Source organism: Nocardioides lentus, from assembly GCF_039529515.1.
Classification (GTDB): Bacteria; Actinomycetota; Actinomycetes; order Propionibacteriales; family Nocardioidaceae; genus Nocardioides; species Nocardioides lentus.
Window position 1 is genome coordinate 585903 of sequence record NZ_BAAAMY010000002.1, and the last position, 25885, is coordinate 611787.

General features: G+C 73.9%; 24 protein-coding genes. 8 read left to right on the forward strand and 16 right to left on the reverse strand.

Annotated features, from left to right (window positions below; translation table 11 throughout):
* Positions 1-9: 9 nt before the first annotated feature.
* Genes htpX through ABD158_RS06355 form a run of 3 tightly spaced genes read right to left on the reverse strand, consistent with a single transcriptional unit; the run spans position 10 to position 2043 of the window.
* Positions 10-936 carry a zinc metalloprotease HtpX gene (htpX, locus tag ABD158_RS06345; protein WP_344005249.1) on the reverse strand — a complete coding sequence of 309 codons (927 nt, stop codon included), beginning with the start codon at positions 934-936 and terminating at the stop codon, positions 10-12.
* 43 nt (positions 937-979) lie between these two features.
* Positions 980-1258, reverse strand: a complete 279-nt coding sequence (gene pspAA / locus ABD158_RS06350; protein ID WP_344005251.1) for a PspA-associated protein PspAA — start codon at positions 1256-1258, stop codon at positions 980-982.
* The gene (locus ABD158_RS06355) at positions 1255-2043 is read right to left on the reverse strand and encodes a PspA/IM30 family protein (protein ID WP_344005253.1); all 789 of its coding nucleotides are present in this window, start codon (positions 2041-2043) and stop codon (positions 1255-1257) included. Before ABD158_RS06355 ends, pspAA begins: the two co-directional genes overlap by 4 nt.
* Before the next feature lie 200 nt (positions 2044-2243).
* Between ABD158_RS06355 and ABD158_RS06360 the strand changes: the two genes are divergently transcribed.
* Positions 2244-2831 carry a DUF3043 domain-containing protein gene (locus ABD158_RS06360; RefSeq protein ID WP_344005255.1) on the forward strand — a complete coding sequence of 196 codons (588 nt, stop codon included), beginning with the start codon at positions 2244-2246 and terminating at the stop codon, positions 2829-2831.
* Positions 2832-2898: 67 nt separating this feature from the next.
* Positions 2899-3447 (forward strand): GNAT family N-acetyltransferase, encoded by a 549-nt coding sequence (locus tag ABD158_RS06365; protein ID WP_344005257.1) that lies wholly within the window; start codon positions 2899-2901, stop codon positions 3445-3447.
* A gap of 38 nt (positions 3448-3485) precedes the next feature.
* Here ABD158_RS06365 and ABD158_RS06370 read toward each other — a convergent pair whose 3' ends face one another.
* Positions 3486-3677 carry a hypothetical protein gene (locus ABD158_RS06370; RefSeq protein WP_344005259.1) on the reverse strand — a complete coding sequence of 64 codons (192 nt, stop codon included), beginning with the start codon at positions 3675-3677 and terminating at the stop codon, positions 3486-3488.
* 110 nt (positions 3678-3787) lie between these two features.
* Complete coding sequence (gene dapB, locus ABD158_RS06375; protein ID WP_344005261.1) at positions 3788-4537, reverse strand: 4-hydroxy-tetrahydrodipicolinate reductase; 750 nt, start codon at positions 4535-4537, stop codon at positions 3788-3790.
* Positions 4538-4616: 79 nt separating this feature from the next.
* Between dapB and ABD158_RS06380 the strand changes: the two genes are divergently transcribed.
* Complete coding sequence (locus tag ABD158_RS06380; protein ID WP_344005263.1) at positions 4617-5135, forward strand: class I SAM-dependent methyltransferase; 519 nt, start codon at positions 4617-4619, stop codon at positions 5133-5135.
* A 39-nt stretch (positions 5136-5174) separates the two neighbouring features.
* Here ABD158_RS06380 and ABD158_RS06385 read toward each other — a convergent pair whose 3' ends face one another.
* The 3 genes from ABD158_RS06385 to ABD158_RS06395 all read right to left on the reverse strand — a co-directional run bounded on the left by ABD158_RS06385 (position 5175) and on the right by ABD158_RS06395 (position 11136).
* Complete coding sequence (locus tag ABD158_RS06385) at positions 5175-6521, reverse strand: M16 family metallopeptidase (protein ID WP_344005265.1); 1347 nt, start codon at positions 6519-6521, stop codon at positions 5175-5177.
* Between the two features lie 7 nt (positions 6522-6528).
* A complete protein-coding gene (locus ABD158_RS06390; protein ID WP_344005267.1) occupies positions 6529-8766 on the reverse strand; it encodes a polyribonucleotide nucleotidyltransferase in 2238 nt (745 codons plus the stop codon).
* 348 nt (positions 8767-9114) lie between these two features.
* Positions 9115-11136: a PTS mannitol transporter subunit IICBA gene (locus ABD158_RS06395; RefSeq protein WP_344005269.1), complete on the reverse strand. Its 2022-nt coding sequence runs from the start codon at positions 11134-11136 to the stop codon at positions 9115-9117.
* 210 nt (positions 11137-11346) lie between these two features.
* Between ABD158_RS06395 and ABD158_RS06400 the strand changes: the two genes are divergently transcribed.
* Complete coding sequence (locus tag ABD158_RS06400; protein ID WP_344005271.1) at positions 11347-12405, forward strand: zinc-dependent dehydrogenase; 1059 nt, start codon at positions 11347-11349, stop codon at positions 12403-12405.
* Positions 12406-12504: 99 nt separating this feature from the next.
* On the opposite strand, the gene ABD158_RS06405 is transcribed toward ABD158_RS06400, so the two are convergent.
* From ABD158_RS06405 to ptsP, 5 genes are all read right to left on the reverse strand, one after another.
* Positions 12505-12999, reverse strand: coding sequence for a PTS mannitol transporter subunit IIA (locus ABD158_RS06405; protein WP_344005273.1), 495 nt, complete (start codon positions 12997-12999; stop codon positions 12505-12507).
* A gap of 166 nt (positions 13000-13165) precedes the next feature.
* The gene (gene rpsO, locus ABD158_RS06410) at positions 13166-13441 is read right to left on the reverse strand and encodes a 30S ribosomal protein S15 (RefSeq protein ID WP_344005275.1); all 276 of its coding nucleotides are present in this window, start codon (positions 13439-13441) and stop codon (positions 13166-13168) included.
* A gap of 105 nt (positions 13442-13546) precedes the next feature.
* Positions 13547-14644, reverse strand: coding sequence for a hypothetical protein (locus ABD158_RS06415; RefSeq protein ID WP_344005277.1), 1098 nt, complete (start codon positions 14642-14644; stop codon positions 13547-13549).
* Positions 14641-15588, reverse strand: coding sequence for a bifunctional riboflavin kinase/FAD synthetase (locus ABD158_RS06420; RefSeq protein WP_344005326.1), 948 nt, complete (start codon positions 15586-15588; stop codon positions 14641-14643). The genes ABD158_RS06415 and ABD158_RS06420 overlap by 4 nt, the downstream gene beginning before the upstream one ends.
* An 88-nt stretch (positions 15589-15676) precedes the next feature.
* Positions 15677-17431: a phosphoenolpyruvate--protein phosphotransferase gene (gene ptsP / locus ABD158_RS06425; protein WP_344005279.1), complete on the reverse strand. Its 1755-nt coding sequence runs from the start codon at positions 17429-17431 to the stop codon at positions 15677-15679.
* 87 nt (positions 17432-17518) lie between these two features.
* Between ptsP and ABD158_RS06430 the strand changes: the two genes are divergently transcribed.
* The 4 genes from ABD158_RS06430 (at position 17519) to ABD158_RS06445 (ending at position 21753) form a co-directional block, all read left to right on the forward strand.
* Entirely contained in the window at positions 17519-18286 is a 768-nt protein-coding gene (locus tag ABD158_RS06430) for a DeoR/GlpR family DNA-binding transcription regulator (RefSeq protein WP_344005281.1), read from the forward strand.
* Complete coding sequence (locus ABD158_RS06435; RefSeq protein WP_344005283.1) at positions 18283-19266, forward strand: 1-phosphofructokinase family hexose kinase; 984 nt, start codon at positions 18283-18285, stop codon at positions 19264-19266. Before ABD158_RS06430 ends, ABD158_RS06435 begins: the two co-directional genes overlap by 4 nt.
* Positions 19267-19360: 94 nt before the next feature.
* Positions 19361-21454, forward strand: coding sequence for a PTS fructose transporter subunit IIABC (locus ABD158_RS06440; RefSeq protein WP_344005285.1), 2094 nt, complete (start codon positions 19361-19363; stop codon positions 21452-21454).
* A gap of 38 nt (positions 21455-21492) precedes the next feature.
* The gene (locus ABD158_RS06445; protein WP_344005287.1) at positions 21493-21753 is read left to right on the forward strand and encodes an HPr family phosphocarrier protein; all 261 of its coding nucleotides are present in this window, start codon (positions 21493-21495) and stop codon (positions 21751-21753) included.
* Positions 21754-21836: 83 nt separating this feature from the next.
* Here the strand turns inward: ABD158_RS06445 and truB are convergent, their stop codons facing one another.
* From truB to infB, 3 genes are all read right to left on the reverse strand, one after another.
* Positions 21837-22730: a tRNA pseudouridine(55) synthase TruB gene (truB, locus tag ABD158_RS06450; protein WP_344005289.1), complete on the reverse strand. Its 894-nt coding sequence runs from the start codon at positions 22728-22730 to the stop codon at positions 21837-21839.
* Entirely contained in the window at positions 22727-23251 is a 525-nt protein-coding gene (gene rbfA, locus ABD158_RS06455) for a 30S ribosome-binding factor RbfA (protein ID WP_344005291.1), read from the reverse strand. Before rbfA ends, truB begins: the two co-directional genes overlap by 4 nt.
* Before the next feature lie 97 nt (positions 23252-23348).
* Positions 23349-25885 (reverse strand): translation initiation factor IF-2 (gene infB / locus ABD158_RS06460; RefSeq protein ID WP_344005293.1); only part of this gene is annotated, 2537 nt, incomplete at its 5' end.

The window sequence follows — 25885 nt, forward strand, 5'->3', positions numbered from 1 at the left end:
CCGCCCGCCTCAGCCCACGGGCCGGTCGAGCTCGGCCTGGATGCGCGCGAGCTGCTCCAGCCGCTGCTCGAGCGAGGGATGGGTCGAGGTCAGCTGCGACCACGAGATCCCGCTGACCGCGGGGGCGATGAAGAAGGCGTTCATCGCGGCGTTGGCGCGCAGGTCCTTCTGCGGGATCCGCGCCATGTCGCCGGAGATCTTCTGCAGCGCCGAGGCGAGGGCGGCCGGCTTCATCGTCAGGTACACCCCCGAGCGGTCCGCGCACATCTCGCGGTAGCGCGAGAGCAGCCGGGTCAGGAAGAAGCTGATCGCGTAGACGACGACGCTCACCACGAGCGCGAGCAGGAACGCCGCCATCGCGCCCTGGTTGTTGCGCGAGCGGCCGAGGGCGAACCCGCCGTACTGCGCTCCGTTGGTGAGCATCCCGGCGATGATCCCCGCCGACGACGCGGCGGTCATGACGGCGACGTCGCGGTGCGCGACGTGGGAGAGCTCGTGCGCCAGGACGGCCTCGAGCTCCTCCGCGTCGAGCGTGCGCAGGATGCCGGTGGTCACGCAGACGACGGCGTGGTCCGGGGAGCGACCGGTGGCGAACGCGTTGGGCATCGACATGTCCGCGATGCCGACGCGGGGCTTCGGCATGTCGGCGAGGGCGCAGAGCCGGTCGATCATGCCGTGCAGCTCGGGCGCCTCCTCCGGGGAGACCTCCCGGGCCCGCATGGCCCGCATCGCGACCTTGTCGGAGGACCACCACTGCCAGAAGGCCAGGCCCAGGCCGACGAGGCCGACCACGACCACCAGGCCACCACCGCCGACGCGTCCCGCGATCGCCATGAGCGCGACCATGAGCACGACGAACAGCAGGCCCAGCAGGAACATCACCACCGTCATGCGGGTGGTGAGTCCGGAGTCCTTGACGAAGCGGGATCGGGCCATGGGGCCAGTCTCCACCTTGCCGCCAAGACCTCTCAGGCGGCTCTCAGCCGGGGATGAGCCCGTCGTCGGCGAGCATCTCGCGCACCTCCGCGATGTCGGCGTCCGCGGGCGGCAGGATCAGGTCGGAGGCGTCGAGCGCGTCCGGCGCGTGCGGGGAGGCGTGCGACCGCACGGCGTCCAGCAGGGCCTCCAGCGCGGGCGTGAACGTGGCGACGTCGTCCGCCTCGACGGCGGCCTCGACGGCCTCGTCGAGCTCGTTCAGCCGGTCGAGGTGCTCGTCGGCGACGTCGAACTGACCCTCGCCCAGGATGCGGATGATCACGCCTGGCCCCCCTCGGGCTGCTTGCGGGCCGTGGTCTCGGCGTCGAGCACGTCGCCCGACGTCGGGCCGGACTCGAGCTGCTGCGGAGCGCTGCCGCCCTTGAGGCGGGCCAGCTCGGCCTCGACGTCCGCGTCCGAGCTCATCGACTCCAGCTCGCGGGCGATGTCGTCGCCGGCCCCGGGGTTGGACGCGTCGTCGAGCGCGCCGGAGGCGATGAGCTCGTCGATCGCGCCCGCACGGGCCTGCATGTTGGCGGTCTTGTCCTCCGCGCGCTGGATCGCGAGGCCGACGTCGCCCATCTCCTCGCCGATGCCGCTCATGGCCTCGCCGATGCGGGTCTGGGCCTCGGCGGCCGTGTAGGTGGCCTTGATCGTCTCCTTGCGGGTGCGGAAGGACTCGACCTTCGCCTGCAGCCGCTGCTGCGCGAGGGTCAGCTTCTCCTCCTCGCCCTGCAGCTGGGCGTGCTGGGCGCGCAGGTCGTTGATCTGGCCGGTGAGGCCCGACTTGCGGGTGAGGGCCTCGCGGGCCAGGTCCTCCCGCTCCATGGTGATGGCCTTCTGGGCCTGCTCCTGGAGCTTGTCGGACTGCTGCTCCAGCTGCTTGACCTGCAGCTCCACGCGCTTGCGGCTCGTCGCCACGTCGGCGACGCCGCGGCGCACCTTGCTCAGCAGCTCGAGCTGGCGCTGGTAGCTGTAGTCGAGGGTCTCGCGCGGGTCCTCGGCACGGTCCATGGCCGCGTTGGCCTTCGACCGGAAGATCATGCTGAATCGCTTCATCAGAGCCATGGGGTGCGGTGCTCCTGTCGGGTCTGCCCTCGCAGGTCGTGCCGGGTCGCCCCGGGGACTCCGGCCCCCGACGACCCCTCCTGCCTCGTGGGCCACCAGCCTAGGTGCAGGGGCAACCGCCCCGCGACCGGCGGTAGGCTGGCGGGGCGCCGCGCGAGCGGCCCGTCCCGCCCCGACACCGCACCCGTGAGGCACACCCGTTGTTCCGAAAGAAGTCCACCGACGCCGACGTCGCCGTCGAGGACCGCCACGCGAAGGCCGGCGGCAAGGGCCGCCCGACGCCCACCCGCAAGGAGGCCGAGGCCGCCCGCAAGGCGCGTGCCCGGACCCCGCGGACGCGCAAGGAGCAGGCGGCCGCGCAGCGGGCCGCGCGCAGCACGCGCAGCCAGGAGATCCGGCGTGGGATGAAGACCGGCGACGAGCGCTACCTCCCCCCGCGCGACAAGGGGCCCGTGCGTCGCTTCGTCCGCGACTACGTGGACACCCGGTTCTCGTTCATCGAGCTGATGCTGCCGCTGCTGGTGGTGACGCTGATCCTCGGCTACTCCGGCAGCCCGCAGCTGGCCGCCGCCGGCAACGCGATCCTGCTCGGCACGCTCGCCGTGGTCGTCGTCGACCTGCTCTGGCTGCGGTTCCGCCTGCGGCGCGAGCTGGCCCGGCGCTTCCCCGAGGCGCCCCTCAAGGGCACGACGTACTACGCGGTCTCCCGCGCGCTGCAGATGAAGTTCATGCGCCTGCCGAAGGCGCAGGTCAAGCTGGGCCAGACGCTGCCCGAGCAGTACCGCTGAGCCAGCCCGGCCCGAGCCGGCCCCCCGGGGCGGACCCGACCGCACCCACCCCGGAGGCGACCACCCCGTGACGCAGCGACCCACCGCCGACGTGTCGGTCCGCGTGGCCTGGGGCGACGACGCCCCCGCCATCGCCCGCGTGCAGGCCCGCGCGTGGCCCGACATGTGGGGCGACACCCTCCCCGCGGAGGCGCTCACCCTCGACGTCGACGCCGCGGCGCAGGCCTGGCGCACCTCGATGGCGACGCCCCCGGACGCCCGGGTGCGGGTCCTCGTCGCGCTCGAGCGCAACCGCACCGCGGGCTACGCCGTGACCGCGCCGGCCTCCGACCCCGACCTGGACCCGGTGGCCTCCGCGGAGCTGCTCGACCTCGTGATCGACCCCGCGGAGCGCGGCCTCGGCCACGGCTCGCGGCTCGTCCAGGCGGTGGTCGACACCGTGGTCGCCGACCGCTTCACGCACCTGGTGACGTGGGCGGGCACGGACGACACCGCGCTGCGGGACTTCCTCGACCGCGCGGGCTGGGCGGCCGACGGCGCCCGGCGCCAGCTGGACCTCGACGGGTCCGGCGCCCACCTGCTCACGCAGGTGCGGCTCCACACCACCGTGGGCTGACGCCCACCGGGGTCACGCGACCGGGGTCGGGCCCGGGATCAGGCCCGGGGCTCGGTCTCGATCGGGCGGAACCGCGGCTCGGTCTCGATCGGGCCCGCGGAGGTGCGCGGCTCCGTCTCGATGGGGCCGAGGCGGGGCTCGGTCTCGATCGGGCCCGCCGCGGCGGGGAGCGCGGTGGCGAGCAGGAGGACGGGGGTCGCCGCGAGGGCGAGGCCGAGAGGCGTGCGCATGGTGATCTCCGAGATCGGGGGGATGTGCGTGACCACCCAACCACCTGTGGGCCCCGGGCGCCAAGACCGACGCCCGCCCCGTCACCTCCGAGGCGCCGCGTGGCGTGGGCTCAGGAGGGCCACAGGACGTGCTCGAGGCCGATCGTCAGCCCGGGACGGTCCGCGATCGCGCGCACGCCGGCGAGCACGCCGGGCGTGAACGAGGCGCGGTCGAAGGAGTCGTGCCGGATCGTCAGCGTCTCCCCCTCGCCGCCCAGGAGCACCTCCTGGTGGGCGACCAGGCCCCGGAGCCGGACGGCGTGCACGGGCACGCCGTCGACGTCGGCCCCGCGGGCCCCGGGCAGGGACGTGCGGGTCGCGTCGGGCGCCGGGCCCAGACCGGCCTCGGCCCGGGCGGCCGCCACGAGCTCCGCCGTACGACGCGCCGTGCCGGAGGGAGCGTCCGCCTTGTCGGGGTGGTGCAGCTCCACGACCTCGACGGACTCGTAGAACGCGGCCGCCTCGGCCGCGAAGCGCATCATCAGCACCGCCCCGACGGAGAAGTTGGGGGCGATGAGCACGCCGACGCCGGGCGCGTCGTCCAGCCGGCCGCGCAGGGTGGCGATCCGCTCGGCGTCGAAGCCGGTGGTGCCGACCACGGCGTGGATCCCCCGGGCGACGCAGTGCTCGAGGTTGGCCATGACCACGTCGGGGCTGGTGAAGTCGACGACCACCTCGACGCCCGACTCCTCCAGGGCGCCCAGGGGGTCGCCGGCGTCGACCTCGGCGACCAGCTCGGTGTCGTCGGCGTCCCTCACCGCCCGGCAGACCTCGCGTCCGACCTTGCCCCGCGCGCCGAGCACGCCCACCCGCACCGTCATGGGCGCCAACCTAGGACACCCGGGCCTCCGGGCCGCGGGTCGGTGGGCGGGCCGCGGCGGATGCTGGCAGGCTACGGCCATGGTGCGGCAGACGGTTCCCCCTCGGATCCGCTGGGCGGTGGGCGCGATGGACATCTCCTCCAGCGACCAGCTGCTCGAGATCGGCTGCGGTCCGGGCGCGGCCGCCGAGGTGATCTGCCCCCGGCTGGCGTCGGGCAAGCTGTTCTGCATCGACCGCTCGGAGTCGGGTGTGGACCGCACCCGCCGGCGCAACCAGGTGTTCGTCGACGCCGGTCGGCTGACCGTGCGTCAGATCGACCTGGCCACCCTGCGGGTCCCGGTGCGCCGGCTCGACAAGGCCTTCGCCTTCAACGTGAACCTGTTCTGGGTCCGCGACTGCGCCGACGAGGTCGCCCTCATCCACGACCGTCTCGTCTCCGGCGGCAAGCTGTTCCTGTTCTACGAGGCACGGATGCGCGAGCAGCTGCCCAAGGTCGTCGGCGGGGCCAGCAACGCGCTCGCCGCCGCGGGCTTCGAGGTCTCCCGCCTCGACTCCACCGAGCCGCCCGTCATCGGGATCGTCGGCACGAAGCCCTGAGCGCCGCCGCCGGACCGGGGTCCGGCGACGGCGCAGGGCTCAGGGCCCGACGAGCGCGAGCACCTCGGGACCGGTGAGCACCTCGGCGGCCAGCTCGGCCACCTGCTCGGGCGTGACGGCGGCGATCGCCGCCAGCACCTCGTCGACGCCCAGGATCGGCTCGCCGGAGAGCTCCGCGCGACCGAGGCGGTACATGCGCGAGCCGGGGTCCTCCAGGCCGAGGACGGTGGCCCCGCGCAGCTGGCCCTGGCCGCGGCGCACCTCGACGGCCTCGAGCCCGTCGCGGGCGGCGGCGGCCAGCTCGGCCCTTACGACGTCGACGAGGGCGTCGACCCGCTCGGGGAGGCAGGAGGCCCCCACGGCCAGCACGCCGGCCTCGCGGTGGGCCGACGAGTAGGCGTAGACCGAGTACGCCAGGCCCCGCCGCTCACGCACCTCCTGGAACAGCCGGGACGACGTGCCGCCGCCCAGGGCCGTGGTCAGGACGCCGAGCGCGAAGCGCCGCGGGTCGCCGCGCTGGAGCCCGGCGTGGCCGAGCAGGACGCTGACCTGCTCGAAGGGCCGGGTCAGGCGGACCGTGCCCGGCTCGAGGGCGAGCGGCCGCTCACGGCGCCGCGGGGCGCGCGGCTCCTCGGCGACGTCGAGGAAGCCACGGCGGCCGAAGGCGCGCTGCACCTGCTCGACGACGTCGTCGTGGTCGAGGCGCCCGGCCGCCGAGACCACGATGGACGACGGGCGGTAGTGACGGGCGTGGAAGTCGGCGACGTCGTCGCGCGAGAGCGCCGCGATCGACTCGGCCGTGCCGGCGACGGACTGACCGAGCGGGTGGCCCGCCCAGGCACGCTCCGCGAACGCCTCGGCGACCACGTCGTCCGGGTCGTCGGCGTGCATGGCGATCTCGTCGAGGATCACCTCCCGCTCGGCGTCCACGTCGGCGGCGGTGATGAGCGAGTCGGTGACCATGTCGCCGAGGACGTCGACCGCGAGCGGCAGGTCGGTGTCGAGAACGCGCGCGTGGAAGCAGGTGTGCTCACGGTCGGTGAAGGCGTTGACCTCTCCCCCGACCTCGTCGAGCGCGACGGACAGGTCCATCGCGCTGCGCGTCGAGGTGCCCTTGAACAGGACGTGCTCGAGGAAGTGGCTGCAGCCGTGCAGGGCGGGCGACTCGTCGCGCGAGCCGACGCCCACCCACACGCCGAGGGAGGCCGAGCGCACGTCGGGCATCGACTCCGTGACGATCCGCAGGCCGGAGGCCAGCGTCGTACGACGGACGTGCGGGGGCAGCGAGACGTCGACGAGGTGCGGGAAGGCCGACGGCCGGCCGGCAGCGTCGTGCTGCCGGCCGGCCGTGGCGCCCGGCCCCTCGTGGGGATCAGGCAGGGTCACGCGGGGATCAGGCCTCCACGGTCGCGTCGTCCGACGCGGCCTCGGCGGGCGCCTCGGAGGACTCGTCCTCGACGACCGGGACCAGCGACAGCTTGCCGCGGTCGTCGATCTCCCCGATCTGGACCTGGATCTTCTGGCCCACGGAGACGACGTCCTCGACCGCGTCGACGCGCTTGCCGCCGGCGAGGGCGCGCAGCTTGCTGATGTGCAGCAGCCCGTCCTTGCCCGGCATGAGCGAGATGAAGGCGCCGAAGTTGGTCGTCTTCACCACGGTGCCGAGGTAGCGCTCGCCGACCTCGGGCATCGTCGGGTTGGCGATCGCGTTGACCGCGGAGCGCGCGGCCTCGGCCGCGGAGCCGTCGGTGGCACCGATGTAGATGGTGCCGTCGTCCTCGATCGTCAGCTTGGCCCCGGTGTCGTCCTGGATCTGGTTGATCACCTTGCCCTTGGGGCCGATGACCTCGCCGATCTTGTCGACCGGGATCCGGACGGTGATGATGCGCGGGGCGTGGACCGACATCTCCTCGGGCGCGTCGATGGCCTCGGCCATGACGTCGAGGATCGTCAGGCGCGCGTCGCGGGCCTGGGTCAGCGCCGCACCGAGCACGTCGGCGGGGATGCCGTCGAGCTTGGTGTCGAGCTGGAGGGCGGTGACGAACTCGCGGGTGCCGGCGACCTTGAAGTCCATGTCGCCGAACGCGTCCTCGGCGCCGAGGATGTCGGTCAGCGCGACGTACTGCGTCGCGCCGTCGACCTCGCCGGAGATGAGGCCCATCGCGATGCCGGCGACGGGCGCCTTCAGGGGCACGCCGGCCTGGAGCAGCGAGAGGGTCGAGGCGCAGACCGAGCCCATCGAGGTGGAGCCGTTGGAGCCCATGGCCTCGGAGAGCTGGCGGATCGCGTAGGGGAACTCCTCGCGGTCCGGCAGCACCGGCAGCAGCGCGCGGCGCGCGAGCGCGCCGTGGCCGACCTCACGGCGCTTGGGCGAGCCCACGCGGCCGGTCTCGCCGGTGGAGAACGGCGGGAAGACGTACTTGTGCATGTAGCGGCGCGACGTCTCCGGGGAGAGCGTGTCGAGCTTCTGCTCCATGGTCAGCATGTCGAGGGTGGTGACGCCCAGGATCTGGGTCTCGCCGCGCTCGAACAGCGCCGAGCCGTGGACGCGCGGGATCACGGCGACCTCGGCGTGCAGCGGACGGATGTCGGCGAGGCCGCGGCCGTCCATGCGGACCTTGTCGCGCAGGACGCGCTGGCGGACCAGCTCCTTGCCGAGGCTGCGGAACGCGGCCCCGACCTCCTTCTCGCGGCCCTCGAACTGCCCGCCGACCTTCTCGAGCAGGGCGGTCTTGATCTCGTCGAGACGGTCCTCGCGCTCGGCCTTGTCGCCGATCGTGTAGGCCTGGGCGGCGTCGTCGCGCACGGCGGCGGAGACGGCCTCGTAGACGTCGTCCTCGTAGTCCAGGAAGACGGGGAAGTCGGCGACCGGCTTGGCGGCCTCCTTGGCCAGCTCGGCCTGGGCGTCGCACAGCTGCTTGATGAAGGGCTTGGCGGCGTCGAGACCGCCGGCGACGACCTCCTCGGTCGGGGCCTGGGCGCCGGAGCGCACCTTGCCGTAGGTCGACTCGGTGGCCTCGGCCTCGACCATCATGATCGCGACGTCGCCGGTGTCGGTGACCCGGCCGGCGACGACCATGTCGAAGACGGCGTCCTCGAGCTGGCTGTGGCTGGGGAACGCGACCCACTGGCCGTCGATGAGGGCGACGCGCACACCGCCGACGGGACCGGAGAACGGCAGGCCCGAGAGCTGGGTGGACAGCGACGCGGCGTTGATCGCCAGCACGTCGTAGGGCTGGTCGGGGTCCAGCGCCATCACGGTGATGACGACCTGGACCTCGTTGCGCAGGCCCTTCTTGAACGTCGGGCGCAGCGGGCGGTCGATCAGCCGGCAGGTGAGGATCGCGTCCTCGCCCGGGCGACCCTCGCTGCGGAAGAACGAGCCGGGGATCCGGCCCGCGGCGTACATCCGCTCCTCGACGTCGATCGTGAGGGGGAAGAAGTCGAAGTGGTCCTTGGGGTGCTTCCCGGCGGTCGTCGCCGAGAGGAGCATGGTGTCGTCGTCGAGGTAGGCGGTCACCGAGCCGGCGGCCTGACGGGCCAGCAGCCCGGTCTCGAACTTGACGGTGCGGGTGCCGAAGGAGCCGTTGTCGATGACGGTCTCGACGGCGGTGATGACAGGTTCGCTCACGCGTGGACCTCTCTGGTCGTGAAACGGCCGCGCCGCCTGTCCGCGTGGGCGCCCCCCGGTGGGGGCGTGACGCCGGTCTTCGATCGAGACCCGCAGGGACCCACCTCGACGGCGAGGCCTGAAGGTCACTACCGAGGACCGGGCGGATGAGGGCGCGGACCGCTTCTGGTGTGGTTGCAAGCACCTCGACGCTACCAGCGCCCCGCCCCCGTCCCCAATCAGACGCCCCGGGCCCGGGGGGCGCCGGGACGCACGGACGGGCCGTCGGGGATCGCCCGACGGCCCGTCGTGGTGGGAGCAGAGAGGCCCCCCGGTGCGCGCCCGAGTCGCACGCTCAGCGCGGGGTGCTCAGACGCGGACCCCGTCGAGCACGGCCAGCACCTCGGCGGGGGTGCTCGCCACCCGCAGGCGGGCGACCTGGTCCTCGTCGGTGAAGACGCGGGCCAGCTTGGAGATCAGCGCGAGGTGGTCCTTGCCGGCGCCGGCGATGCCGACGACGAACTCGGCCGGCTTGCCGGCCCAGTCGACCGGGGCGTCGTAGCGCACGAAGGAGATCGACGTACGACGGACCGCGTCCTTGGACTCGTTGGTGCCGTGCGGCAGGGCCAGGCCGTTGCCCATGTGGGTGGAGACCGAGCGCTCCCGCTCGTGCATCGCGGCGACGTAGGACTCGTCCACCGCGCCCGAGGCGACCAGCAGGCGACCCGCCTCCTCGATCGCCTGGTCGCGGTCGCGGGCGGTGCCCTCGAGCACGATCGACGACTCGTCCAGCACGCCGGAGGCCGAGGTCTCCTCGTCCTGGACCGCGCCACCGCCGACGCCCGCACCGTTGGCGCGGTCCACCATCGCGACGATCTCGTCGTAGCGCGGGCTGTTCATGAAGTTCTCCACCGACACGTGCACCGCCGAGCCGGCCTTCTGCCGCGCCCGGGCCGTCAGGTCCTGGTGGGTCACCACGACGTCCTGGTCGTCACCGAGGTTGGAGATGGCCTTGTTGACCACCGACACGTCGCCGTGACCGGCGTCCGCGATCTTGCGGCGCAGCACCGAGGCCCCCATGGCGGAGGACCCCATCCCGGCGTCGCAGGCGAAGACGATGGAGCGGATCGGGCCGTCGTGCGCGGTGCGGGCGCCGGTCAGCGCGGACGACACCGAGGACCTCTTGCCCTTGTTGGCCTCCATGTCGGCCGTGGCGGCGGCGAGGTCGCCGTCGTCCGTGGCCTTGTCGAATCGCAGGAGCACCGCGGCGATCGCGAAGGAGACACCCGCGGCGGCGACCACCGAGAGCGTCACCCCGACCAGCGAGCCGGGAGGGGAGGACAGCCAGACCGCGATGATCGAGCCGGGCGAGGCGGGCGAGCGCAGGCCGGAGCCGAACGCGAGGTTGGTCGCGATGCCGGCCATGCCGCCGCCGATGACGGCGAGGATCAGCTTGGGCTTCATCAGCACGTAGGGGAAGTAGATCTCGTGGATGCCGCCGATGAACTGGATGAGGATCGCGCCGGGCGCCGACGCCTTGGCCACGCCGCGGCCGAAGAACATGAAGGCGAGCAGCAGGCCCAGGCCCGGACCGGGGTTGGCCTCGAGCAGGAACAGGATCGACTGGCCGTTCTCGCTCGCCTGCTGGGCGCCGAGCGGGGTCAGGATGCCCTGGTTGATCGCGTTGTTGAGGAAGAGGATCTTCGCGGGCTCGATGAAGATCGACGCCAGGGGCAGCAGGCTGTTCTCGACGAGGAAGTTGACCACGCGCTCGGCGCCGCTGCTGAAGGCGGTGACGAACGGGCCGGCGACGACGAAGCCGACGACCGCCAGGGCACCGCCCCAGATGCCGGCGGAGAAGTTGTTGACGAGCATCTCGAAGCCGGGGCGGATCTTGCCGTCCCAGAGGGCGTCGATCTTGCGCATCGACCAGCCGCCCAGCGGGCCCATGATCATGGCCCCGAGGAACATCGGCACGCTGGCGCCGGCGATGGCGCCGAACGTCGCGATCGCGCCGACGACGCCGCCGCGGATGTTGTCGCGGTACATCATGCGACCGCCGGTGTAGCCGATCAGCAGCGGCAGCAGGTAGGTGAGCATCGGGCCGACGATCCCCGGTGCGTCGTTGAGCAGGTTGCCGTCGGCGTCCGTCCAGCCGCCGATGACGGAGACGAAGCCGTAGAGGTTCTCGTCGGTCGGGAAGCCCAGGGCGTCGCCGATCAGGGCGATCCAGCCGGTCTGGATGAAGAGGGCCGTGATCAGGCCCCACGCGATGAAGGCCCCGATGTTGGGCAGGACCATGTTGGACAGGAACGTCCCGAACCTCTGGACGTGGACCCGGGCGCCGGCCCGGTCTGCGCGCTCGACGGGCGCGGATGTTCTGGTGGCCATTGTTCCTCCGATGCGGGCGCTGCGTGAGCGCGGTCACATGATGCTGACGGCAGTCAACCTCACGAACGGGCACGTTGCCAAGCGTTCGGGCAGTATTTCCTGCCCGATCTTGTGGTTTTGTCGCGGCGGGCTCGATAGTGTGCTGTCGCGCCTGCGGCGCGCGTCACACCGACTCCACCCACCACTGCCCACCCACCGGGAGGACCACTGATGAAGGCACTGCGCTTCTACGCGCCCGAGGACGTCCGGCTCGAGGACGTGCCCGAGCCGGAGTGCGGACCGGACGAGGTGAAGCTGCGCGTGCGCAACTGCTCCACCTGCGGCACGGACGTGAAGATCCTCCGCAACGGTCACCAGAACCTCACTCCCCCGCGCACGATCGGTCACGAGATCGCCGGCGAGGTCGTCGAGGTCGGCGCCGAGGTCAACGCGACGTACGGCTCCTCCTGGGAGGTCGGCGACCGGGCGCAGGTCATCGCCGCCGTGCCCTGCGGCGAGTGCCACGAGTGCCGCAAGGGGTGGATGGCCGTCTGCGCCAACCAGACCTCCGTCGGCTACCAGTACGACGGCGGGTTCGCCGAGTACATGATCGTGCCCCGCCAGGTGCTCAAGGTCGACGGGCTCAACCGGATCCCCGAGAACGTGGGCTACGACGAGGCCTCGGCCGCCGAGCCGTTCGCCTGCGCCATCAACGCCCAGGAGCTGCTCGGCATCGAGGAGGGCGACACGGTCGTCGTCTTCGGCGCCGGTCCGATCGGCTGCATGCACATCCGCATCGCGCGCGGCGTGCACCGGGCGGGCCCGGTCTACCTGGTCGACGTCAACGCGGAGCGCCTCGCGATGTCCGCGGCGGCCGTCTCGCCCGACGAGACCATCGACGGCTCGCAGGTCGACGTCGTCGAGCGGGTCATGGAGCTGACCGGCGGCCGGGGCGCGGACGTCGTCATCACCGCCACCGCCGCCAACGTCACCCAGGAGCAGGCCATCGCGATGGCCGCCCGCAACGGTCGGATCTCCTTCTTCGGCGGGCTGCCGAAGACGAACCCGACGATCACCTGCGACTCGAACGTCGTGCACTACCGCCAGCTGCACATCCACGGCGCCAACGGCTCCGCGCCGGAGCACAACAAGCGGGCGCTGGAGTACATCTCCACCGGTCAGGTGCCGGTCAAGGACCTGATCACCCGCCACATCCCGCTGGACGACGTGCTCTCGGCGTTCGACATCGTCGCGGCCGGCGAGGCCATCAAGGTCACCGTCGAGCCGTAGCGAGGACGAGCGGCGGCCCGGAGCCGTGGCACGACGAGACCCCACCCGCCTCCGCGGGTGGGGTCTCGTCGTGTCCGGGGCCGGGCGGGCCGGCGGGGCTCAGTCCTGGGCGGCGAGGACCTCGAGCACCTCGGCGGCGCTGGCGGCGCGCCGGAGCCGCTCGACCTCGGCGGAGTCGGTGAAGACGCGCGCGAGGGAGCCGATCAGGGCGAGGTGCTCGGAGCCCTTCCCGGCCAGGCCGACGACGAAGCGCACGGGCTCGCCGTTCCAGTCCAGCGGGTCGTCGTGGCGGACCAGGGCGATCGCGGTGCGGACCACCGCGCCGGCCGCGTCGGCGCCGCCGTGCGGGAGCGCGAGCTCGTTGCCCATGAACGTCGACACCGAGCCCTCGCGGGCGTGCATCCCCGCGACGTAGGCCTCGTCGACGGCGCCGGCGGCGACGAGCAGCGCACCGACCTCGTCGATCGCCGAGTCCCGGTCGGTGGCACGGCCCGACAGCACGATCGACGACTCGTCGAGCAGTGCGGGCGCCGGGGCGTCCGGCTCGGCGGGGGTCGTGGACCGCTGGTCGCGGCGTCGGAAGGGGTTGGCCACGTCGGGTCCTCCGGGTCGGGTGCTCTGGGGCGGTGGGGCGGCGCCGCGGTCGGCGGCGACGGTCCAGGCTAGCGGCCCGCGCGGGCGGTCCCGGCGGCGCGGGTGGGACGACGACGCCCCTCCCGCCGGGGGCGGGAGGGGCGTCGTCGTACGTCGGGGGTGCGGCTCAGCGGCGCAGCCCGAGGCGCTCGACGATCGAGCGGTAGCGCGCGATCTCGACCTTCTGCAGGTAGTTGAGCAGCCGGCGGCGCTGGCCGACGAGCAGCAGCAGACCACGACGGCTGTGGTGGTCGTGCTTGTGCTCCTTGAGGTGCTCGGTGAGGTGCGAGATGCGGTGCGTGAGCAGCGCGATCTGGACCTCCGGCGAGCCGGAGTCACCCTCGGTGATCGCGTACTCGGCGATGATCTTCTTCTTGGTCTCCGCGTCGGTTCCGATAGCCATCGGGACGGCTCCTCTCGTGGTCGCTGCGCGGCGCTCCGGGGCTGGTCCACCCGAGCTCTACGATCCGCGGCCGGTTCACGGCTCCAGGACAACTCGGGAACGCTATCAGCGGGCGGCGTCCGGGCCCGAATCCGCAGGGCCCCGGGGATCCTCCGGGTCGTCCTCGGGGTCCTCGGGGTCGTGCTCCCCCACCTCGCGGCGGCCCGCCAGGTAGACCGCCCGCACGCCGACGGCACGGTCCAGCTCGCCCTTGACCTGGGTGAAGAACTGGTCGCGGTAGGTCTCGTCGGTGACCGCGTAGACCGTGAACGACAGCCCGGCGAACGACGCCAGGAACACCGAGACCTGCGCGAGCTCGACCGACAGGGTGCCGAGGCCCGGCAGCGAGGTCGTCCGCTCCTCGGCGATCCAGCTCGCCTGCACCGTCTCCGTCATGGCGATGCTGCCGAGCAGCACCAGGAAGCCGAACACCGCGGTCGCCACGAGGAGCACCTGCGCGGCCTGCACGATGACCAGGACGAGCACGAGGTTGGCGCGCTCGAAGCGGCGGACCTCCGCGAGGCCACCGGTCGGCTGCTCGGCCACGACCGCGGCGGCGTGCGCCTCCAGCGGCGTGCGGCGGCAGCTCGCGACGAGCCGGGCGTCGTCGGCCTGGACGTCGGCCGCGTCGAGCTCCTCGGGCAGCCGGACCACGAGGAACAGCACGGCGAAGGACGAGAACAGCAGCACGACCAGCCACAGCTTGGCGCCGTCGAGGGTCGCGGAGACCTGCCAGACCTCGGCGTTGATGAACAGGAAGGTGATGGCCAGCAGGAGCAGCGGGAGGGCCCGGGTGACCAGCGGGACGAGCAGCCTCAGCCCGGACAGGGTGCGGCGCAGCGCGAAGCGCGCGATCGGGGCGGCCCGCAGCGCGGTGCCGGCGTACGCCGCGACGCCGGCGCCGACCAGGAGGGTGAGCGTCGCCGGGGCGACGGCGACGTCGCCCACGAAGGCCGCCAGGACCACGCCGGCGGCCAGGGACACCACGACGGCCACCGCCAGCATGACCAGCGTGCGGCGCGACCGCAGGGCCGCGCGGGCCGCGGCCCGCTGCTCGGGCACGAAGTAGGGCAGCCCCTGGGCGACGAACCACCGCTCGGTGGCCCGCAGCGCCTCGGTCAGACCCTCCGGGCGCGCACGCCGGGAGCGGACGACCGGGCTCACGTCCCCAGGGCCCGGCGGGTGGCGGCGACGTCCGAGGCCATGGCCTCGAGCAGCTCGTCGATGCCGTCGAAGCGGGTCATCCCCCGCACGTGGGCGGTGAACGACACCTCGACCTCCCGCCCGTACAGCTCGAGGTCGTCGCGGTCGAGGACGTAGGCCTCGACGCGGCGCTCCCGCTCGCCGGCGAAGGTCGGGTTGGAGCCGACCGAGATCGCCGCGGGGTGCGGGACCCCGGCGTCGGGTCCGTCGTCGAGGACGCGCAGGCGCCCCGCGTAGACCCCGTCGGGCGGCGCGGCGCCGGTGCCGATCGGGACGTTGGCGGTCGGGTAGCCCAGCTCGCGGCCGCGCCGGTCGCCGCTGACCACGGTGCCGCGGACGGCGAAGGGACGGCCGAGGGCCTCGGCCGCGCCGGCCACGTCGCCCGCGGCCACGCACTGGCGCACGTAGGTCGAGGACCACACCTGCGGCCCCCCGTCGAGCTCGACCCCCTCGACGTCGAAGCCGTGGTCGGCCCCGGCCTCGCGCAGGAAGGCGACGTCGCCGGCGGCCCGGTTGCCGAAGCGGAAGTTGGCCCCGACGACGACGGCGCGCGCGTGGAGGCTCTCGACCAGGATGCGCTCGACGAACCGCTGCGGGCTCCACGACGCCAGCTCGCGGTCGAACGGCAGGACCAGCGCGTCGTCGACCCCGGCGTCGGCCAGCAGCTCGAGACGGTCCGGGATCGCGCTCAGGGTGGGCGGGGCGTGGTCGGGTCGCAGGACGGCGATCGGGTGGGGGTCGAAGGTCACGACGGTGACCCGCTCGACGCCGCACCGCGACGCCACCTCGCGCGCCCGCCGTACGACGACGCGGTGACCCAGGTGGACGCCGTCGAAGTTGCCGATCGTCACCACCGAGGGCGCCAGGTCGCCGGGCACCTCCTCGAGGGCCCGCCACACGCGCATGGTCACGCTCCCAGCCTTCCACAACCCCGGTCGCCCGCCGTACGGGAGGGCACCGCAGGCGGGCGGCGCCCCCGGGGCGGGGCGGGCGTCAGCCGCCGAGCACCTCCAGGACGGCGGCGCGACCGGCGGCGGGGTCGGAGGCGGCGAGAGCGGCCTCGGCGGCCTCCTCGCAGTCCTGGCTGCTGACCGACGCGAGGCGCGCGCCCACGGCCCGCACGGCCGCCGGCGCCATCGAGAGCGAGGTGATCCCCATCCCGATCAACGCGCAGGCGAGCAGCGGGTCGGCGGCGGCCTCGCCGCAGACCCCGACGGGCTTGCCGGCCTGGATCCCGGCCTCGGCGGTGATCGCGATCAGCTGCAGCACCGCGGGCTGCCAGGGGTCCGTGAGGTGGGCGAGGTCGGTGGCCATCCGGTCGGCGGCCATGGCGTACTGCGTGAGGTCGTTGGTGCCGATCGAGAGGAAGTCGACGACCTCGAGCATCCGGTGCGCCAGCAGGGCCGCGCTGGGGACCTCGACCATCACGCCCGCCCTGAGCCCGCGTCCGTGGACCGCGGAGGCGAAGTCGCGGGCCTCGGCGACGGTCGCGACCATCGGGGCCATCACCCAGGTCTCGGTGCCGGTGCGCTCGGCCGCGGCGGCCACCGCGTCGAGCTGCCGCTCCATGAGGCCGGGGTTGCCCAGCGCGAGGCGCAGGCCGCGCACGCCGAGGGCGGGGTTCTCCTCGCCCGGCAGCGTCGCGTAGGCGACCGGCTTGTCCGAGCCCGCGTCGAGCGTGCGGACCACGACGTAGCGGTCCCCCGCGCCCCCGTCGCCGGGCTCCGTACGGCCGAAGGCCTCGAGGACCCCGGAGTAGATGTCGGTCTGCTCGTCGACCGTCGGCTCCTCGGAGCGGTTGAGGAAGCACAGCTCGGTCCGGAACAGGCCGACGCCCTCGACCGGGCCGCCGGCGGCCGCGCGGGCCGACTCGCCGTCGGCGACGTTGGCGAGCAGCTTGACCGCCAGGCCGTCGTTGAGACGTCCCGGGCCCTCCCAGGTCGCGAGCGCCTCCCGGGCCTCCGCGTCGTCGGCCACGCGCCGGCGGGCCTCCTCCGGGTCCGGGTCCACGGTCACGGCGCCGGTCGTGCCGTCGACGAGGAGCATCGTGCCGCCGGCCACGGCCATCGCGCCCACCGCGCCGACCACGCAGGGGATGCCGAGCTGACGGGCGATGATCGCGGTGTGGCTGGTCGGGCCGCCACGCTCGGTCACGAGGGCGACGACCGTCGTCGGGTCGAGGCCCGCGGTGTCGGCGGGAGCGAGGTCCTCGGCCAGCAGCACCGAGGGCTCGGAGGGGTTGGGGGCGCCGGGCTCGGGCTCCCCCACGAGTCGCGCCACGATCCGCTTCTCGATGTCACGCAGGTCGGTCACCCGCTCGGCCATCAGCCCGCCGGCCTGGTTGAACAGGCTCGCGAACTGCTCGACCGCCGCGTGCAGGGCGTCGAGCAGCGCCTCGCCGGCGCGCAGGTTCTTGCGCACGGCGTTGCGCAGCCCCCGGTCGGAGGCGAGCCCGGCGGTCGCGGTCATGACCTCGGCCGCGTGCCCCGAGGTCCGTCCGGCGCGCTCGGTGAAGCCGGTGGCGACGGCCGCGGCGGCGGCCTCGTAGTCGGCGAGCGCCGACTCCGGGTAGCTCTCGGGGTCACGGTCCGCGGTCGCCGTGGCGTACGCCTCGACCGCGGCGGGCGCCACCTCGGTGCGCGCGAGGACCGCGGGTCCGAGGGCGAGGCCGGGGACCACGGGGGTGCCGGTCAGCGCGGCGGGCCCGCCGTCGGGGGACGAGGTCGCGGAAGTGGTCTCGGTGATCACGATCACAACTTACGGGGTCCACACCCTTGACAGTCAACACATTCGGGCATAAAACAACACAAGCACAGATCACCAGGAGGCCCAGGGATGTACCCCGAGGAGCGCCGTGAGGCGATGAGCCGGCTCGTCGCCGAGCGCCGTCGACTCTCGGTCATCGAGCTCGCCGAGGAGTTCGACGTCACCACCGAGACCGTACGCCGTGACCTGTCGCACCTCGAGCGGTCCGGGCAGGTGCGTCGTACCCACGGCGGCGCCGTGCCCGCCGACGCGCTGACCGCCCCCGAGTCCGGGATGGCCGAGCGCGACCAGACCAACCCCCACCTCAAGGACCTGATCGCCAAGGCCGCGGTGTCCCTGCTGCCCTGCGACGGCTCCAGCGTCGTCGTCGACGCCGGCAGCACCACGGTGCGCCTCGCGGCCGCGATGCCCCCCGAGCGCCGGCTCACCGTCTTCACCCACGCGGTGCCCGTCGCCTCCCGGCTCATGACGCTGCCCCACCTCGACCTGCACCTGCTGCCCGGTCGGGTGCGACCGACGACCCAGGCCGCGGTCGGCGGCCAGACCGTCGCCGCCGTGGCCGCGCTGCGCGTCGACGTCGCGTTCCTCGGCACCAACGCCGTCAGCGCCGAGCACGGCTTCTCCACCCCCGACGCCGACGAGGCCGCCACCAAGAGCGCCCTGGTCGAGGTCGGGCGGCGCGTGGTGGTGCTGGCCGACTCCAGCAAGCTCGACAGCCGCTCCACGCTGCGCTTCGCCGCGACCACGCAGGTCGACGTGCTGGTCACGGACCCGGCCGCCGACCCGGCCGAGCTGCGCCGCCTCGAGCGCGCCGGCATCGAGGTGGTGGTCGCGTGATCGTCACCCTCACCCCCAACCCGAGCACGGACCGGACCGTGACCCTGACGGGCGCGCTCGAGCGCGGCGCCGTCCAGCGCGCCGCCTCCGTCATCAGCCAGGCCGGTGGCAAGGGCGTCAACATCTCGCGCGCCTGCCTCGAGGCCGGCGTGCCGACCACGGCCGTCCTGCCCTGCGCCGAGAGCGACGCCTTCGCGCTCGACCTCGCGGCGGCCGGGATCCCCGCGTCCCTCGTCCCCGTCGACGGCGACGTGCGCGTCAACCTCACGATCAGCGAGCCCGACGGCACCACGACCAAGCTCAACAGCCCCGGGACCCCCGCGACCGCCGCGCTGCTCGGCGAGCTCGGCTCCCGGCTCGGCGACCTCGCCGCCCGCGCCGACTGGGTGGTCCTCGCGGGCTCCCTGCCGCCGGACGCGCCCGCCGGCTGGTACGCCGACCTCGTCGGCGACCTGCGCCGCGTCACGCGCGTCGCGGTCGACACCAGCGACGCCCCCCTCGCCGCCCTCGTCGACCGCCTCGGCGAGGCCGCGCCGCACCTCATGAAGCCCAACGGCCACGAGCTCGCCTCCCTCACCGGCGGACGCCTCGACGGCGACGCGCTCGAGGCCGACCCGGACGCCGCCGCGGCGGCCGCGGTCGAGCTGCTCGACCGCGGGGTGGAGGCGCTGCTGGTGACCCTGGGCGGCCACGGGGCCGTCCTGGTCACCACCGACGACGACGGCGCTCCCGTCGCCTGGCACGCCACCCCGCCGCCCACCGAGGTCGTCAGCACCGTCGGAGCCGGCGACTCCAGCCTGTTCGGCTACCTGCTCGGCCACGAGCGCGGGCTGGGCGGACCCGACCGCCTCGCCCTCGCGGTCGCCTACGGCAGCGCCGCCGCCGGCCTCCCCGGCACGACCATCCCCCACCCGGGCGAGGTCCACCCCGAGCTCGTGGCGGTCCGGCGGCTGCGGGTGCCCCGCGGCGCCGCCCGCTGACGCCGCCGACCACCCCGACCCCCCGCCGTACCGCTCGACCCACCGCAGCACCCCACACCTCACACCGCACACCTCACACCCGGAGCGTGACCCCATGGACGTGATCACCAGCGATCTCGTCGTCCTCGACGCCGACCTCGGCACCGACAAGCACGACGTCATCCGCCGTCTCGCCGAGACCGTGGCGGCCGCCGGCCGCACCGACGGCACCGGCGGCGCCGAGCAGCTCACCGCCGACGCCCACGCCCGCGAGGCCACCTCGCCCACCGGGCTCAAGGGCGGCATCGCGATCCCGCACTGCCGCACCGCCGCCGTCAGCGAGCCGACGCTCGCGTTCGCGCGGCTGACGCCGCCGGTCGACTTCGGCGCCAAGGACGGCGGGGCGGACCTGTGCTTCCTGATCGCGGCCCCCGAGGGCGGCGGCAACGCGCACCTGCAGCTGCTGACCAAGCTCGCCCGCGCGCTGGTCAAGCCCGAGTTCACCACCGCGCTCCGCGAGGCCGGCAGCCGCGAGGAGGTCGTCGCCCTCGTGCTGGAGGTCGTGCAGCCCGCCGACCAGCCCGCGGCCGCGAAGGTCGCCGAGCCCGTCGGCGCCGCCACCACCGCGGGCGGGGCCCCGACCACCGGCGCGGGGGCGCCCGCCGCCACCCGTCGTCTGGTCGCGGTCACCGCGTGCCCGACCGGCATCGCCCACACCTACATGGCCGCCGAGGCCCTCGAGGCCGCCGCGAAGCGCGCCGGGGTGCAGATCGAGGTCGAGACCCAGGGCTCCGCCGGATCGACCCCGCTCTCCCCGGCCACGATCGAGGCCGCCGACGCCGTCATCTTCGCGGTCGACGTGGGGGTGCGCGACAAGGGCCGCTTCGCGGGCAAGCCCGTGGTGTCCTCCGGCGTCAAGGGCCCCATCGACGACGGCGACGGCATGATCGCGAAGGCCCTCGCCGCCGCCGACGACCCGCGCGCCTCGCGCGTCGAGGGCGGCGGGGCCGGCGAGTCCGAGGACCGCGGCTCGGAGTCCTTCGGCGGCTCCGTGCGCCGGGTGCTGATGACCGGCGTGTCCTACATGATCCCGTTCGTCGCCGCCGGCGGCCTGCTGATCGCCCTCGGCTTCCTCTTCGCCGGCTACGAGGTCGCGCTCGCCTACGCCGACGGCCGCGCGAGCAGCGTGGCCCAGGACATCGTCCTCAACTCCAGCTTCGTGAACCTGCCGGACCTGGCGGACTACCCCCTGGCCAACGGCGCCGAGTTCACCCGCGGCGCGCTGCTCGTCTACGTCGGGGCGCTGCTGTTCGTCCTCGGCGGTGCGGCCTTCGGCTTCCTCGTCCCCGCGCTGGCCGGCTACATCGCCTACGCGATCGCCGACCGCCCGGGCATCGCCCCCGGCTTCGTCATGGGCGCCGTCGCCGGTCTCACCGGCACCGGCTTCATCGGCGGCATCATCGGCGGCGTGCTCGCCGGCCTCGTCGCGGCGTGGATCGCGCGCTGGAAGGTGCCGGTCTGGGCGCGGGGCCTGATGCCCGTCCTCGTGATCCCGCTGCTCGCCACGCTGATCACCGGCCTGATCGTCATCGTCGTCCTCGGCCGCCCGCTCACCGCCCTGACCGGCGCGCTGAACGACGGCCTCAACAGCCTCGGCGCCAACCCCGGCCTCGCCATCCTGCTCGGCGTCGTCCTCGGCCTGATGATGGCCTTCGACATGGGCGGCCCGCTCAACAAGACGGCCTACGCCTTCGCGACCGCCGGCCTGGGCGCCGCGGCCACCGCCACCGACGCCCCGGAGCTCCGGGTCATGGCGGCCGTCATGCTCGCCGGCATGGTGCCCCCGCTGGCCCTGGCCCTGGCCACCGTCGTCCGCCCGCGGCTCTTCACGGTCCAGGAGCGCGAGAACGGCAAGGCCGCCTGGGCCATGGGCGCCAGCTTCATCACCGAGGGCGCCATCCCGTTCGCCGCCGCCGACCCGCTGCGCGTCATCCCCGCGATCATGCTGGGCTCCGCGGTCACCGGCGGTCTCTCGCAGGCGCTCGACGTCACCCTGCGGGCCCCGCACGGCGGCATCTTCGTGCTGTTCGCCGTCGGCAACGTCACCGGCTTCGTCATCGCCCTGCTCGCCGGGACCCTGGTCGCCGCCGCCGCGGTCGTCGGGCTGAAGTCCATGGCGAAGAAGCCCGTCGTCGCGCCCGTCGCCTGACCGCTAGATTCCCGTCACACCATCGAGAGGGAGGCTCCATGCCCACCAAGTCCGTCGTCGTCGGCTCGTCCGTCGGCCTGCACGCCCGCCCCGCCGCGATCATCTCCGAGGCCGCCGGCGAGCTGGACTCCGACGTCCAGATCGGCCTCCCCGGCGACGAGCCGGTGGACGCCGGCTCCTCGCTGCTCATCATGACCCTCGGCGCCGCCCACGGCGACACCGTCGAGGTCTCCGGTGACGACCAGGCCGACGTCGACGCCATCGCGGCGCTCGTCGAGAAGGACCTCGACGCCGAGTAGACCCCCACGCTCCACGCGCGTCAGGGGTGGTCCCCCACGATCGTGTCGTCCCCGGGTCCCGGGAGCGACCGGATCGTGGGGGACTACCCGTCTGCGGGGGTCTCGTTGGCGGGGGCGAAGACGGCGACGGCACGCGCCGAGCCGTCGGGGCGGCCGGCGTACAGCGCCAGGAAGCGGCCCGAGGCGTCGTCGAGGACCGCGACCGGGCCCTCCGCCTCCCACCGGAGCGGCAGGGCCCGCCCCTGGCGGACGTCCGCGACCGTCGCGGCGTCGACCCGCACGACCGGGAAGCACCGGGTCACGGCGTCCTCGAGGCTGAGCAGCGCGTCCGGGGTGACCTCGTCGAGCGCGGCCGCGTCGTCCAGCGTGAACGGGCCGACCGCCGTGCGGCGCAGGGCCACCAGGTGGCCGCCCACGCCCAGGTCCTCCCCCACGTCGCGGGCGATGGCCCGCACGTAGGTGCCCGAGGAGCACCGCACGGAGAAGGCGACCTCGGGCAGGGCCACCTCGTGGACCCGCAGGTCGTCGATGCGCACCCGCCGCGGCGGGATCTCGACCCTCTCCCCGTCACGGACCCGCGCGTAGGCGCGACGTCCGTCGATCTTCACCGCGGACACCGACGAGGGGACCTGGTCGAGCTCGCCGACCAGGCCCGTGAGCGCGTCGCTCACCGCGCCGGCCACGAGGCCGGTGGCGTCGCGCGAGGCGACCGGCTCCCCCTCGGCGTCGTCGGTCGCGGTGCTCAGCCCCAGCCGTGCCCGGGCGTCGTAGGCCTTGGTGGTGAGCGTCAGCTGCCCGAGCAGCCGCGTCGCCCGGCCGACGCCGAGGACCAGCACACCGGTCGCCATCGGGTCGAGCGTCCCGGCGTGGCCGACCTTGCGGGTGCCGAGCGCGCGTCGGACGCGGGAGACGACGTCGTGGGACGTCATCCCGCCCGGCTTGTCGACCACGAGCACGCCCGTGGGGCCGGCGCTCACGACCGGTCGACGTCCTCGGACGCGCCGTCGACCGCCGGGCCGTCCACGGCACCGGCGTCGTCGGCGGCGTCGTCGGCGGCGTCCTCGTCGTCCTCCCGGGGCTTCTTGTAGGGGTCCGGCTCCCCCGCGTACGACGCGCCCTGCGTGCGAGCCAGCGTCTCGGCGTCGGAGGCGCGCACGCGCTCGAGGAGGTCCTCGATCGCCCGCGCGCTCTCGGGCAGCGCGTCCTGCACGAACTCGAGGGTCGGCACGTGGCGGATCCCCAGCTGCTTGCCGACCTCGCTGCGCAGCAGCCCCTTCGCGGACTCCAGCGCGGCGGCGGACGCGGCGGCCTCGTCGGCGTCGGAGCCGCCCTGGCTCAGGACGGTGTAGAACACGGTGGCGTGCTGGGAGTCACCGGTGACGCGCACGTCGGTGACGGTGACGAACCCCAGACGGGGGTCCTTGATCCGGCGCTCGAGCATCTCGGCGACGACGACCTGGATCCGGTCGGCGATGCGCCTCGACCGCGGGTTGCTCATGACGGTGACCTCTCCTTCTCCACGGACACCGCACCGGCCCGACGTCGGGTGACGCCGGGCCGGTGCGATGGTGCTGCTGTGCTCTGGTGAGCGTCGCTCAGGCGCGCGGGATCTCACGCATCTCGAAGGACTCCACCACGTCGCCGATCTGGATGTTCTGGTAGTTCCGGAGCACCAGACCGCACTCGAAGCCCTCGCGGACCTCGGAGGCGTCGTCCTTCTCCCGCCGCAGCGAGGCCAGGTCCAGGTTGTCCGCGACCACGTTGCCGTCGCGGAGCAGGCGGACCTTCGCGTTGCGCCGCAGGACACCACCGGTGACCATGCAGCCCGCGATGTTGCCGAGCTTGGACGAGCGGAAGATCTCGCGGATCTCCGCCTGACCGAGGGTCGACTCCTCGAACTCCGGCTTGAGCATGCCCTTGAGGGCCGCCTCGATCTCCTCGATGGCGTTGTAGATCACCGAGTAGTAGCGGATCTCCACGCCCTCGCGGTCGGCCATCTCGGTCGCCTTGCCCTGCGGGCGGACGTTGAACCCGATGATGATCGCGTCCGAGGCCGCCGCCAGGTCGACGTTGGTCTCGGTGATCGCACCGACACCGCGGTCGATGACCCGGATGCTGACGTCGTCGCCGACGTCGATCTTGGCCAGCGAGTCCTCCAGCGCCTCGACGGAGCCGGACACGTCGCCCTTCAGGATCAGGTTGAGCTCCTGGCTCTCCGCGCCCTTCTCCATGGAGGCCATGAAGTCCTCGAGGGTGCGGCGGACCCGGCGCTTCGCCTGCATCGCGGCACGCTCGCGCGCCTCGCGCTTCTCGGCGATCTGGCGGGCGATCCGGTCGTCCTCGACGACCAGGAAGTTCTGCCCCGCCCCGGGCACCGCCGAGAGGCCCAGCACCATCGCGGGACGCGACGGGTCGGCGTACTCGAGGGTGTCGCCGTGCTCGTCGAGCATCGCGCGGACGCGGCCGTGGGCCGGCCCGGCGACGATCGAGTCGCCGACACGCAGGGTGCCGCGCTGGACCAGGATCGTGGCCACCGGGCCGCGACCGCGGTCCAGGTGGGCCTCCACGATCAGGCCCTGGGCGTCCTGGCCCGGGTTGGCCCGCAGGTCCAGCGACGCGTCCGTGGTCAGGACGATCGCCTCGAGCAGCGCGTCGAGGTTGAGCATCTCCCGCGCGGAGACGTCGACGAACATCGTGTCGCCGCCGTACTCCTCGGGGACGAGGCCGTACTCGGTGAGCTGGCCGCGGACCTTGGTCGGGTCGGCGTCGGGTCGGTCGATCTTGTTGACCGCGACGACGATCGGGACCTCGGCGGCCTTGGCGTGGTTGAGCGCCTCGACCGTCTGCGGCATGACGCCGTCGTCGGCCGCCACCACCAGCACCGCGATGTCCGAGGACTTCGAGCCTCGGGCACGCATGGCGGTGAACGCCTCGTGACCGGGGGTGTCGATGAAGGTGATGCGGCGGTCCTCGCCGTCGACCTCGGTCGCGACCTGGTAGGCGCCGATGTGCTGCGTGATGCCACCGGCCTCCTTGTCCACGACGTTGGCGCTGCGCAGCGCGTCCAGCAGCTTCGTCTTGCCGTGGTCGACGTGACCCATGACGGTCACGACCGGCGGGCGGGCGATGAGCAGCTCGTCGTCGCCCTCGTCCTCACCGAACTCGAGGTCGAACGACTCGAGCAGGGCCCGGTCCTCGTCCTCGGGCGAGACGACCTCGACGACGTAGTTGAGCTCCTCGCCGAGCAGCTCCAGCGTCGCGTCGTTGACGGACTCCGTCGCGGTCACCATCTCGCCGAGGTGGAACAGCATCTGCACCAGCGCGGCGGCGTCGACGCCGATCTTCTCGGCGAAGTCGGTCAGCGAGGAGCCGCGGGCCAGGCGGACGGTCTCGCCGTCGCCCTTGCGGACGCGCACGCCGCCGATGGTCGGGGCCTGCATGGCCTCGAACTCCTGACGACGCGCCCGCTTCGACTTGCGACCACGACGCGAGGGACCACCGGGACGACCGAACGCACCCTGGGTCTGACCACGCTGACCGGGACGGTTGCCGCCGGGGCGGCCACCGCCGCCGGGGCGACCGGCGAAGCCGCCGGGAGCGCCACCGGGGCCACCGCGACCGGGTGCGCCCGGGCGACCGGGAGCACCGCCACCGGGACGGCCGGGGCCGCCACCGGGGCCGCCACGGCCGCGGGGACCGGCGCCGAAGGTCGCGGGCGACTTCGGCATCATCGCCGGGTTGGGGCGCGGCATGCCCGGACGGCCCGGCGCGCCACCCTCGCGGGCGGACGGCGGACGCGGCGGTCGCTGGTCGTTGCCCGTCGGGGCACCGGTGCCGGCGGCGGCCGCGGGGGCGCCGGGGGCGGCCTCACGCGGCGGAGCGGGACGGCGACCCATGCCCTGGTTGGACGCGAAGGGGTTGTTGCCCGGTCGCGGCGTGCCGGCGGGCTTGCCCACCGGACGCGGGGCCGGGGCCTTGGGCGCGGGAGCCCGCGGCGTGGGGGCCTTGGCGGCGGGCGCCGCGGGAGCGTCGGGCTCCTGGGGAGCGGCCGGGGCCTGCGGTGCCGGAGCCGCCGCCGGAGCCTGCGGGGCCGCCGGGGTCGGGGCCGGGGCCGCGGGGGCCTCCGGGGCGG